Source organism: Streptomyces sp. NPDC006602 (assembly GCF_042870385.1).
Classification (GTDB): domain Bacteria; phylum Actinomycetota; class Actinomycetes; order Streptomycetales; family Streptomycetaceae; genus Streptomyces.
Genome location: NZ_JBIAHG010000076.1, coordinates 1 through 11,617 on the forward strand (window position 1 = coordinate 1; position 11,617 = coordinate 11,617).

Here is an 11,617-nt window from a genome sequence, read left to right on the forward strand (position 1 = left end):
GGTTCAGCCTGCCTCCAGCTTCAACCGGTCCCTGCGAGGACCGGCGGCGGGCCTCTCATCCCGCGAGATCCATCAGCGCCTCGTGGCGCACAGCCGAGTTCATCAATACAGAGAAGGTCGACGCGGCCGTAGCGGGCGATGGTCTTGGCCAGCAGCTTCTCGTCGGCGGCCTCCACGAGTTCGTTGACGAGCTTGGTGGCGGTGGTGTAGCGGACGCGGTAGCCGGCCATGGCGGCCTGAGTGCCCAGCGCGATCAGCAGATGGGACTTGCCGGTGCCGGAGTCCCCGATCAAGCACAGCGGGTAGCCCTTGGTATTACAGTTGCAGGTCGCGAGGTTGTGGATGACGGCCGGGTCGACGCTGGGGTTGGCGGTGTAGTCGAAGTCGCCCAGGGACTTCTCGCGCGGGAAGTGGGCGGCCCTGATGCGGCGTTCGGCCCGGCGCCGGTCGCGGTCCTCACACTCGGCCAGCAGGAGTTCGGCGAGGAATCCGGCGTAGGAGAGCCCTTCGCGTTCGGCGCGGGCGATGGTGTCGGTGGCCTGCGCCCGCATGGTGAGCAGCCGCAGCATGCGGCAGGCGGTGTCCATCGCGGCGTCAGATGCCTGCGCGGTGAGCGTGTGATGAGCGGCAGTCATGACGAATCCTTCCGGCGCAGGTGGAGCAGTTCGTCCCACTGCTCCAAGCGGGGCAGGGGGCGGGCATCGCCGGGCAGGGGCCTGGCCAGCCGGCGCGGAGTGAGGTGGCTCACCGGCGGCAACTGCGGGTCCAGCGGCTCGGGCGGGGTCGGCGGCGTCGGCGCTGCGGTGACGGTGGGGGCCCGGCCGGCCGTCTGCGCGGCCTAGCGGGCCTCCAGGACGACCACGTCGTCGTTGCAGGTGCCCAGCGCGACGGCGGCCCGCAGGCCGGCGAGTACGTCGGCGTGCTGCTGGTGGCGGTGCAGGAGTAGGATCCTGACCAGGGATTTCGTGCCTTCGATCTCGCCGAGCTGCTGCTTGGCCATGGCCCAGAACGCCTCGTGCTCGGCGGTGAAGGTGCCCTCGGCGCGGGCCTGGTGCAGGGCCTCGGAACGGTCCAGTGCCCCTGGCTTGCGCAGCAGTACTTCCAGGTAGTGGTCCAGGACCAGGTGCTCCAGACCTCGACCGGCGAGCCTCGCGTGGCGGGCGATCTCACGGCGGTTGTCGTAGACGACCAAAGTGTCGCCGGTCAGATGGACGGTGACCTTGCGGTCGATGAACCGGACCGGGACGGAGCACGAGCACATCTTCACGGTGATCCGGCTGTAGCGGTCCACCCTCGGCTGGAAGGTCATCGCCGTCTCGAACGGCTCCGGCGGCAGTGGGAGCAGGTGCGGCGCCTCCCGGGCGAAGTCCTGGCTGATCGTGCGGATCCGCGCGAGCCGATCCGGCGGTCCAGTTCGCGTTCCTCGAACACGGTGAGCTGCTGGTTGAGGTCCTCCAGGGTGGCCGCTTTCGGGACCGGGGTGAGGTAGGTGCGCCGGAAGTAGCCGACCTGGCCCTCCACTCCGCCCTTCTCGTGGGCGCCGCGAAGTCCCGGCTCTCAGTAGAAGGGGGTGAACCCGTAGAACGCGTGCAGCGCGGTCCACTTCGGGTTCTCCTCCCGCAGCCGGCTGCGGAAGATGACCTTGCGGACGGCCGGGGTGAGGTTGTCGTAGCGCACCTGCCCGGCTGGCACCCCCCCCCGGAGGTTGAACGCCTCGACGTGCCCTTCCATGAAGGACTCCTGGGCTTGCGAGGCATAGACGCGGTGGACGGCCTTGCCGGAATACGACAGCCGCAGCGTGAACAGGTGGCACTTGACGACCTCGCCCGCCAGGCGGACCCAGACATCGGCGAAGTCCACCTCGGCTTCCTCATCAGGCAGGTGGACCTGCGGGACCATGCCCGTCAGGTGCCGGCGGCCCTCCAGTACCTCGGCCTCGATCTGCGGCCGTCTGGCCAGGACGTAGTCGCAGACCGTGGAGTAGGACACCAGGTCAAAGTCGTACTCCTGGACAAGACGCTGATGGATCCGGCGGGCGGTGTGTTTCTGCTTGCGCGGCGCAGTCGCGTCTTCCCGCAGCATCGCGTCGATCCACGGCTTGGCCGGGTCCAGGACCGTGGCCCGCGGTGCCGGTTTCTTCCTCGGCGGAGGAACAGCAGACAAAAGGGCCTGCCTCACCGTCCGGCGATGCACCCCGTACTTCTCCGCCAGAGCCCGCTGCGACAGCTCCGGATCAAGACGCTCGTCCCTCCGGATCGCAGCGAACAGCTCCGTCCGCGACAAACCCATCCCGGCCTCCCGACACGACCGTGATCAAGCAACACGGCCTCCGACATGACCGTGATCGACGCATAAACCCTGCCGTCGCCGGGTGGACGGAGCAGTGCATTCACTCCAAAGAGGGCACGTCGCGGACGTGCTCGTCGGCGTACCCGCGAACGTCACCAGGAACGGCACTCTCCGTCGCGCTAAGGGCTGCCCCGAAAGGCGCCGTTTGCAGTTTGCCGGCTGTTTGAAGTCCTCGGGTCAGGCCCGCGAGCGTCTCAGGGACCCTGCCCACGGTCATGCACTGCTGCAGGAGTTCGAGGTCGGCGCCGTGAGCGCCGAGGTGGGCCAGTAGCGGCTGGTACCGGTCGGGGCGATCGCGGAGGAACTCGGTGGTCAGCCGGAGCTCCAGCCGCACGCATTCGATGCGGTGCCCGCCGCAGTCCACGGTGACGTAGTGCCGCCAGGGGCCGGGTCCCTGGCACTCCCATCCATCCTCGTCGCACGGTACTTCCACCGTGCTGACTTCGAATCTGACGCCGTCCACGCGGTAGCAGGCGAAGTACTGGCGGGCCGATGCGAGCCATTGCGGAGCGGTCACACACGGCAAGTCCGCCAGCGCTTCGGCAACGGCGTCCACGTCGTGGCGTCGGTCGACGAGGATGTCGACATCGCCCACCGGCAGGTCGACGCCCTGCAGGCAAGCCGCTGCCGTGCCGACGAGCCGGTACCGCAGCCCCGGAGCGACAGTCCTGATCAGGTCAAAGCCGGTGCGCAGCACCGCGTCCAGTTCGTGGCGGTCGCGCAACTGCCGAGTTCCGATTTCATCCATGGTCGACAGGATGCCCGCTGGGTCTGACATTGCTCGCTCCCCCCGACCGGTCAGACAGTCTGACGCTGTGTAGCCGAGTGGAGGCAGATCAACTTCTTACGTCGTGGAGCCACTTCTGATCCGTGCGGTGGAGCCCAACGAGGTGCTTACAAACACGCTTCGGCTCAGCCGGGCGTGATGAGCGCTCGACCTGGCCAGTTGAGCGCTGACACCGCGAAGAGCGTGTTCGGACTGTGCCGTCCAGCGGGGTCCAGGCGGGCGCGTACTGCCAGCCTGCGGTTTTCCCACACCTTCACGTCCACCCCCACTGCCTGCGACGGACGACCGGACCTCGCGATATCGGCACCGGTCCCGACTCCCTTGGCTACGCTGCGGCTCATGGGTCTTTTCAGCAAGAAGGGCAAGCAGCCCGAGCCGGGCGAGCAGCGGGAGATGAGCTTCGGCCGCGGTGAACTGGACTCGCTAAGGCCGTTCGTCATGTCACCCGACCGGCTCCCGCCCGGCGTCGCCGAAGGCGCGCCCGTCGCCCTGCCTGGTCTGGTCATGGCGACGGCCCTGTTCACCGGCAGCCGGCTCGACTTCGTGCCCGTGTCGTCCATGAACGAACTCGGCGGCACCGAGGCGGTGTGGGTACGGGCGATGCACAACGTGGAGAACCTCGACGGGTTGCGGGTGGTGCGCGAGGCTTGCGACGCGGCCCGTGAGGACACCGAGTTGGTGACCCTCTCGGGTAACGACCCCTTCGTCGCCTCCCGGGTGGCTGTACTGGACTGGCTGGTCGGGCAGGTGCACGGAGCCCCGTCCGGATACGGCGTGATAGTCGCCGTGCCGTCGTGGCACACACTGATCCTGCATGTGGTGAGGGGCATGGGGGTCCTGACGGCCGTCGAGACCATGGCGCTGGCGGCCGGGCACTGGTTCCGGACCGCGCAGGGCGACCAGGGCGTCAGCCCCGACGTGTACTTCGTCGCCCCCGACCGCCGGACCCAGCGCATCGCGTACCCGGACGCCGACGGCAAGGTCATCATCGACACGACCGGCCTGGTGGGCGAAATGCTGTTCGGCCCGGCACCGCACGGCCTCGGCCTCAAGGGGTAGGCCCTGTCCGGCGTGTCGCCCCGGGCCGAGTTGACGCCGGTAGGCAGGTGATCCGGCCGGGCGATGACCCTGCGGGGTCGCATCGACGACCTGCGGCCCCACCAGTGACAACAAGGAGCAGTACACCGCAGCCCTCGACCGTTCCACCCCCACAGTCCACGACCGCCCGCAAACCGGGCACTCCGCATGCTCTCCCCGCTGCATCGCAGCCACTCGCTGCCGGGTCCGCTGAAGCCTCCGCCACCGCCGTGACCTGCACCGACCCGAGCAGAACACCGCCTCCGCCGCCATCGTCTGCGGCAGGGAGTCACCACACTCCCGGCAGTACCGCCGAGCCGTCTCACCAGCCCCCACACCCCAGATCATCCAGCCGTACCCACTTCACGGCCAGGGATCAAAAACACCTACTGAGGGAGGCAGGGCCTCATCAGCATCTACTGACCTTCAATGCGTGATGTCGTCATGGTGAGGCGGGTGCCAGTCCGGTGCCGGTGAGGCAGCCGTCGAGGACATCGTGGCGGTACTGGAGCTGGCGTAGGCCCCGTCGGACGGCGGTGATCAGGTCTTGCGGGTCGGCGAAGGCGCGGTTGGCCGTGGTGGTGCGCCGCAGTATCGACCAGATGCCTTCGACCGGGTTGAGGTCGGGTGCGTAGGGCGGGAGTTGGTAGACGATGAGCCAGTCCCGTTCGGCGATGTAGCGGCGCATCCCGGCTGTCAGGTGGGTGTTCAGGTTGTCCCACACCAGCACGATCGGGCCGTCGAGCTGCTGGTGCGCGGTCTGGATCAGGTCGCGGTAGTCCTTCCAGGAGAGGCTTTTGCGTCCGTCGGGCCGGGCGTCCGGGCAGGGCCGGTAGATCAGCCGGGAGCGCTCGCCGGGTTTGTAGCAGGCCAGGGCGGCGACGGATAATCGTCGGCGGGAGCGCCCCCGCACGCGCACGACGGGAGTGCGGCCGCGACGGGACCATGTGCGGGTGGTCGGCGGCGCCATCGAGAAGCCGGTCTCGTCCTCGAAGACGAGCCAGGCGTCGAGCGCCGCCGGGGTCATTCCACGTGCGGCCAGGTCTCCTTCACCCAGCCGGCCACCGCCGTCTCATCGCGCTCGAGGGCCCGGCGGGCGGGGAACTGGCAGGTCCGGCCGTGCCGTTTGAGCAGGGCCGCGACGCCCTGGCTCGTATCTATGCGAAAGACCTCTCAATGGGGCAGCAGCTCTGTGTCACAGGAACAAGACACATGGCTCTCGTGACGGTCCTCCGGGGCGTATCGCCCGAGGACTCGTCGTACAGGCACCAGGCTGATCACGCAACGTGTGGCTGGCGCGCCTGCCACAGGGGATCGTCACAATACGCTACTACTAAACACGGAGAGTAATCGATGCAGGCCACCTTCACTGGCCTGATGGAAGCCGTGCAGATCATCGCGAATCGGAAGAGGGGTAGTCGATGGCAGTCGAAACACGTCAGGCACCGGCGGCGGGGGCTCGGGAGGAGCGAGAGGAGCAGGAGCAGCTCAGCCTCAGCACCGCGGCAGCGCGCAATCTGGCAACGACCACCAAGTCGGAACCCCAGATGCAGGCGATCAGCTCGCGGTGGCTTCTGCGGAAGCTGCCGTGGGTCAACGTCCCGGGCGGTGCCTACCGGGTGAACCGGCGTTTGTCGTTCACGGTCGGGGACGGGAAGGTGACCTTCGACAAGAACGGGTCCAAGGTCCGTGTTGTCCCCGAGGAGCTGGCCGAACTTCCGTTGCTGCAGGGGTTCGACGACCGTGGGGCGTTGGGAGCTCTGGCCGACAAGTTCGTCCAGAAGGAGTACGAACCAGGCCAGGTCATCGCGCAGGAAGGCCGGAAGGCCGACCACGTGTTCCTGATCGCGCACGGCAAGGTGGAGCAGGTCACAGCCGCGTCGTACGAGGGGGACGCCATCGTGGGCCGGCTGTCGGACGGGGACAGCTTCGGCGGCATGGTACTGGCGGGAGGAGATGGCAAGTGGCCGTCCACGGCCCGCGCGGCGACGGCGGCCACGATCCTGGCGCTGCCGGTCTCCGCGTACAAGACGGTCGCCGACCAGTACCAGGCGCTGCGGTCGCATGTCCAAAAGCGCAACGCCGCTGCGCAGAGGCGGACGAACAAGGCCGGTGAGGCCGAGATCGAGTTCCTCTCCAGCCACGAGGGCGAGCCGACGCTGCCCACCACGTTCGCCGACTACGAACTCCACCCGCGCGAATACGAGTTGAGTGTGGCGCAGACGGTGCTGAAGGTGCACACCCGGGTCGCCGACCTCTACAACGAGCCGATGAACCAGACGCAGCAGCAGCTGCGGCTCACCATCGAAGCGCTGCGCGAGCGCCAGGAGAAGGAACTGGTCAACAACCCCGATTTCGGGCTGCTCCACAACACCGACTTCGACCAGCGCATCCCGACCCACTCCGGCCCGCCCACCCCAGACGACCTGGACGACCTGCTCAGCATGCGCCGCGGCACCAGGTACATCTTCGCCCACCCCCGCGCCATCGCCGCCTTCGGCAAGGAGTGCAACAAGCGGGGCATCTACTTCGGCAGCGTCGATGTCGACGGGCATCACATTCCCGCCTGGCGGGGAGTGCCGATCCTGCCGTGCGGCAAGATCCCGATCAGCGAACACCACACCTCGTCCATCATCGCCATGCGCACCGGCGAGGACAACGAGGGCGTCATCGGCCTCTGCCAGACCGGTCTGCCCGACGAGGTCGAGCCCGGACTCAACGTGCGATTCATGGGGATCGACGAGAAAGCGATCATCTCCTACCTCGTCAGCACCTACTACTCCGCCGCAGTACTCGTCCCGGATGCGATCGGCATTCTCGAAAACGTCGAGGTACGCACGCGTGGCTGAGCACCCGGTTCGACGAGTGAAGGAGCGCTGAGACGGTGTCATTGCTGCCCCGGGAGTTCGCCGTCCCCGCCCCTCACGAGGCGGCGGGCCTGGTGAGCGCTTTGCCGCCCGACCCGACACGTCCCGGGAAACGGGATCCGTTCGCCTCGCCGCCTCAGTCGGCGGCCTTGCGACCCGCACCCCCGGCGAAGAGGGCGGCGGCGTGGCTTCCCGCAGGCCCGACCGGCTTGGGCACCTCAGCGGCCAGAGCCCTCCTTCCGCCGCACGCAGGTCACGACCGGTCCGCTCCCGCACCCACGGCCCAGCCCCGCGCCGGTGACCCGATTCCGGGCCTGTACTGCCCGCCCGCTGTGCCGGCCGACCCGGTCAAGGTCGCCGAGGTGGACCGGCGACTCGAAGCCTGGGCCCATGAGCTCGCCTTGGTCCCCACTGAATGGGCGGGGGACTTCGCGGGATTCCAGGTCGGCCGTGCGGTTGTCCTGCAACACCCCGGGGCAGCCGACCTGGAGCGTCTCGTCGTCGCGGGCAAACTACTGGTCGCGGAGAACGTCGTCGACGACTGCTACTGCGAGGACTACGGCGGGTCGCCCATCGGCCTGGGCGGCAGGCTCGTCATCGCACAGAGCGCCTTGGACCCCTTGCACACCGCGGACGGCTACCAGCAGCAGTGGCACGAGGGGCTGGGCGCGGACGCTCCACTGCGCTCCTACGCCGGTGCTGTGCGCGCCTTCCGGGACATCGCCACTCCCAGTCAAGCCACCCGGTTCATCCACGACATGGCGCGCCTGCACCTGGGGTATCTCGCCGAGGGCGCCTGGGCGCAGACCCGCACCACCCCGCCGGTGTGGCAGTACCTGGTAATGCGCCAGTTCAACAACTTCCGCCCCTGCCTGTCCATTGTGGACGCCGTGGATGGCTACGAACTGCCCGAACCGCTCTACTCCCGCCCTGAAGTCCAGCGCGTCACCGCGCTGGCCTGCAACGCCACCACGCTCGTCAACGACCTGTACTCCTTCACGAAGGAGATGACACTCGACGAGCACCACCTGAACCTCCCAGTGGTGATCGCCGCCGAGGAGCGCCGCGGCCTCAAGGACGCCTACCTGAAGGCCATCGACATCCACAACGAGATCATGCACGCCTTCGAAGACGAATCCTCCGTCCTGGCCGCCAAGGACCCGGTCCTGGCCCGTTACACCACCGGCCTCGCCGCCTGGGTCGCCGGCAACCACGAATGGCACCACACCAACACCTACCGCTACACCCTGCCCAACTACTGGTAAGAGAGAAGGCAACCGCATGACCACCACAGCGCAGCGCGCCGGCGCGGCAGCAGCCCCGGCCTTCAGCCCCTACCAGAAGTCGGTGGCCGACTACTGGAACCGCGAGAAGAACCCCGTCAACCTCCGGCTGGGCCAGGTCGACGGCTTCTACCATCACCACTACGGCATCGGCGACGTCGACTGGTCGGTTCTGGATGGCCCTGAGGAGATCCGCGACGATCTCATCATCGCCGAACTGCACCGCCTGGAGTGTGCCCAAGCCGACTTCCTCGCCGACCACCTCGGCGCCGTCGCCCCCGACGACCGCGTGCTGGACTCCGGCTGCGGACGCGGCGGCGGCAGCCTGGTCGCCAACAAGCGCTTCGGCTGCCACGTCGACGGGATCTCCATCTCCGAGACCCAGGTGGCCTTCGCCAACGCCCAGGCCGAGAAGCGCGGCGTGGACGACAAGGTGCGCTTCCATCTCAAGGACATGCTCGACACCGGCTTCGAGACCGGCTCGTTCCGCGCCATCTGGAACAACGAATCCACCATGTACGTCGACCTGTCGACGCTGTTCGCCGAATACGCCCGTCTCCTCGTACGCGGCGGCCGGTACGTCACCATCACCGGCTGCTACAACGACACATATGGGCTGCCCTCTCGCGAGGTCTCGACGATCAACGCCCACTACATTTGCGACATCCACCCCCGCTCCACCTATTTCAGGGAGATGGCGAACAACCGGCTCGTGCCGATCAGCGTGGTGGACCTTACTGCGGCGACCATCCCGTACTGGGAGCTGCGCGCCAAGTCCTCCCTGGCCACCGGCATCGAGGACGCGTTCCTGACCGCCTACAACAACGGCAGCTTCCAGTACCTGCTCATCGCCGCCGACCGAATCTGATCCCGCCGATCGCTTGCGAGACGCAGCTCGAACACCGGCAGGCGTCCCGCAACACTTCGCTGAAAGATCCAGGCACAAGGGGGCTGCCCGCCGATGGATCCCGCACTGACAGAGTGGGTGCCGGACCTGCTCCGCAAGAGAAAACTCACCCCCTCCACCAGGAAGCCCAGCCGTACGGACTCCGCCCCGAACAGCGCAGACGACGCACCGGACCTTGGCCAGGTACATCATCAAGGCCAGACCCAGGACGATCGGCAACGAGCCCCCGATGACCGCGGGCCTTCTCCGGGTCCATCAGAAATGGGTACTTCAACTTGACAGCTGGTGCTGGCCGTTGAGGTGTCAGTGGCCGGCAAGGGTGAACCGGCCTTCGAAGGTGATCTGGAAGGCGTTCAACGGTTCCTTCCAGCACATCTGCGGGATACCTGTTTCCCCACATTGGCTTTATCGAGCAGTAGCGGCTCTGGTCCACATTGTGTGGTGCGGTCACTCTCCGTGCCGACACTGTCCCGGGGGCGCCTCAGCGCGGTGACCCATGCATGTCCTGGCGGCAGTCACGCGGGAGCTGACCGGCGAGCCAGTTCGTAGGCGAAGTCGACCGTTTCGGTGAGGCGGTTGTTGGCCGTATGGCGGCCGAGTTCGGCAATGAGGTCGGCGTCGAACTCGGAGGCGTGATCGGCGAGCACTGAGGGCGGTAGGAACGAGGTAGACCGGATGTGGCCGGCGAGTTCGGGAATCGTCCAGTGGTACTCGACCGAGAACTCGTGGCGTCCGGTGACGTCGAAGCCGGCACGGGACAGTACTTCGTGGTCTGGGTCCTGCTGCCGGGCTCGGTCCCAACCGGGCGGGACGCGACCGGACGCGCCGAGGGTGTTTTGCCACGAGCGCAGCAGCCTGTCGAGCGCCTGCTGCCAGTCCTGGGGCCCGACCCATGGCGAGGTTGACCAGCACAATGCGAGGCAGCCGCGGGGCTTGAGCCAGGTGTAGGCGCGCTGGGCCACCAGGGAGCGGTTCAGCCGGTGAAAGGCATTGCCGATGACGATCAGCTCGAAGCCGCCCGGCTCAGCATCCAGATCTTCGGCACGGGCGGTGACCGCCCGGACGTGGTCTGCACCGACGGCGTCTGCCTTGGCGCGGACCACCTCGGTCATGCCCGGTTCGGCGTCCACGGCCCAAACGTCCGTGAACCGGTCGCGCAGGGGGAAGGCGAGTTGGCCGGTGCCGCAGGCCAGATCCAGCAGGCGTCCGCGCCCTGAGGGGGCGGCTCGGCATGCGAGGTCGGCGATCATCGCGTCGGGGTAGGGGAGCCGAAACTGCTCGTAGTATCCGGCCGTCCCCTGGTAGAGGTCGGGGTCGAATCTCACCTGGCTGTCCACGCGACCACCATGACACGGGCAGCCCGGCCCAGGCACATGGCCGGACGGAAGCACCTACCTCCGTAGGCCGATCGTTCTGCTTCGGTAGCCCTCCGTCACGCCAGCAGGACGCGTTTCCGCAGGAGCTCGAATCCTGCGCGTCCGAACATCTGGCGCTTGAGCATCTTGATGCGGTTGACATGGCCCTCCACGACGCCGGAGTTCCAGGGAAGTGAGAGGCCGGCGATGACGGCATCGAGGTCGCGTTCGAGGTGCTGGGCGAAGCGCCGGAGGCTGGGCAGGTCGGTAGCGGAGGTGGCCGCTTCGATCCAGGTCGGCAACTGGTCGCCCTGGAGGTGAGCGACCATGTGGCCGAAGGAATGCACGTGCTCGGAGAGTGCCGTCAGTTCGGGGCAGTTGGCCAGGACGGCCTTGAGCTGGAGCCCGTCGCCTTCGGGCAAGGCGTCGGGGTGGGTGAGGAGCCAGCGCGTGACGGCGCGGGCCGACGGCGGGCGGGGGCCAACTGGTTGGGGCTTGCCGCGAAGATTGCTGCTGACGTGGTCGCGGACGCTGGCGTAGCCGCGGGGATAGGATCGGAGCGAGCAGTAGCCAGACCAGCAGCTCGGGGCGGGCCCCGGTGCGGCCACCAACACGGCGCAGACCACGGCCAAGACGACGGCGATGGTGGTCGTGCTCGGACCGTACGCATCCCCGTCGGCGCAGCGAGCCCGCCCCAGCCATCCGTGCCCGGCACCGGCGAACGGGTGTCCGGCAGGACACGCTGCCCGCCACGGCTCACCGGGCGGCGCGGAAAGCCGGTACGCAGGGCGCGGTATGAGCAGGCCCGTGCCGGCACCCCACAAGACAGCCGCCGTGACGATCCAGAACGTCTCCACCGGACGGAGCTTAAGCTCAGCTCCGTCGGGTCTTGCGGACGGACTGAACCGCCCCGGTTCGAATGGAGACTCGATTTCATGAAAGGATCGAGTCATGGCACGACCTTCCCGTTACCCGCTTGAGCTCCGCCGTCG

8 protein-coding genes and 3 pseudogenes are annotated in these 11,617 nt (G+C 67.7%); 4 read left to right on the plus strand and 7 right to left on the minus strand.

The genetic code is table 11. The features are described from left to right. Positions 1 to 92: 92 nt before the first annotated feature. The 3 genes and pseudogenes from ACFYO2_RS48940 to ACFYO2_RS48950 all read right to left on the minus strand — a co-directional run. Positions 93 to 635, minus strand: a pseudogene (locus ACFYO2_RS48940) (ATP-binding protein); the annotation flags it as partial. Further along, positions 632 to 2,289, minus strand: a pseudogene (gene istA / locus ACFYO2_RS48945) (IS21 family transposase). The pseudogenes istA and ACFYO2_RS48940, both read right to left, overlap by 4 nt. Positions 2,290 to 2,389: 100 nt before the next feature. Further along, positions 2,390 to 3,127, minus strand: a complete 738-nt coding sequence (locus ACFYO2_RS48950; protein WP_388363846.1) for a hypothetical protein — start codon at positions 3,125 to 3,127, stop codon at positions 2,390 to 2,392. A gap of 348 nt (positions 3,128 to 3,475) precedes the next feature. Here ACFYO2_RS48950 and ACFYO2_RS48955 point away from each other — a divergent pair, with 348 nt between their 5' ends. Continuing rightward, the gene (locus ACFYO2_RS48955; protein ID WP_388363849.1) at positions 3,476 to 4,195 is read left to right on the plus strand and encodes a hypothetical protein; all 720 of its coding nucleotides are present in this window, start codon (positions 3,476 to 3,478) and stop codon (positions 4,193 to 4,195) included. Between the two features lie 460 nt (positions 4,196 to 4,655). Here the strand turns inward: ACFYO2_RS48955 and ACFYO2_RS48960 are convergent, their stop codons facing one another. Both ACFYO2_RS48960 and ACFYO2_RS48965 read right to left on the minus strand, forming a co-directional pair. After that, a complete protein-coding gene (locus ACFYO2_RS48960) occupies positions 4,656 to 5,183 on the minus strand; it encodes a transposase (RefSeq protein WP_388363864.1) in 528 nt (175 codons plus the stop codon). 53 nt (positions 5,184 to 5,236) lie between these two features. Beyond that, positions 5,237 to 5,368 (minus strand): annotated as a pseudogene (locus ACFYO2_RS48965) (winged helix-turn-helix domain-containing protein); the annotation flags it as partial. 266 nt (positions 5,369 to 5,634) lie between these two features. Between ACFYO2_RS48965 and ACFYO2_RS48970 the strand changes: the two are divergent. From ACFYO2_RS48970 to ACFYO2_RS48980, 3 genes are all read left to right on the plus strand, one after another. Next, a complete protein-coding gene (locus ACFYO2_RS48970) occupies positions 5,635 to 7,062 on the plus strand; it encodes a family 2B encapsulin nanocompartment shell protein (protein ID WP_388363852.1) in 1,428 nt (475 codons plus the stop codon). Between the two features lie 227 nt (positions 7,063 to 7,289). Next, a complete protein-coding gene (locus tag ACFYO2_RS48975; RefSeq protein WP_388363854.1) occupies positions 7,290 to 8,345 on the plus strand; it encodes a family 2 encapsulin nanocompartment cargo protein terpene cyclase in 1,056 nt (351 codons plus the stop codon). A gap of 16 nt (positions 8,346 to 8,361) precedes the next feature. Then, positions 8,362 to 9,231, plus strand: coding sequence for a geranyl diphosphate 2-C-methyltransferase (locus ACFYO2_RS48980; protein WP_388363857.1), 870 nt, complete (start codon positions 8,362 to 8,364; stop codon positions 9,229 to 9,231). 554 nt (positions 9,232 to 9,785) lie between these two features. Here ACFYO2_RS48980 and ACFYO2_RS48985 read toward each other — a convergent pair. Next, a complete protein-coding gene (locus ACFYO2_RS48985) occupies positions 9,786 to 10,607 on the minus strand; it encodes a class I SAM-dependent methyltransferase (RefSeq protein WP_388363860.1) in 822 nt (273 codons plus the stop codon). Positions 10,608 to 10,702: 95 nt separating this feature from the next. Continuing rightward, positions 10,703 to 11,578 (minus strand): transposase, encoded by an 876-nt coding sequence (locus tag ACFYO2_RS48990; RefSeq protein WP_388363863.1) that lies wholly within the window; start codon positions 11,576 to 11,578, stop codon positions 10,703 to 10,705. Between the last annotated feature and the right edge of the window lie 39 nt (positions 11,579 to 11,617).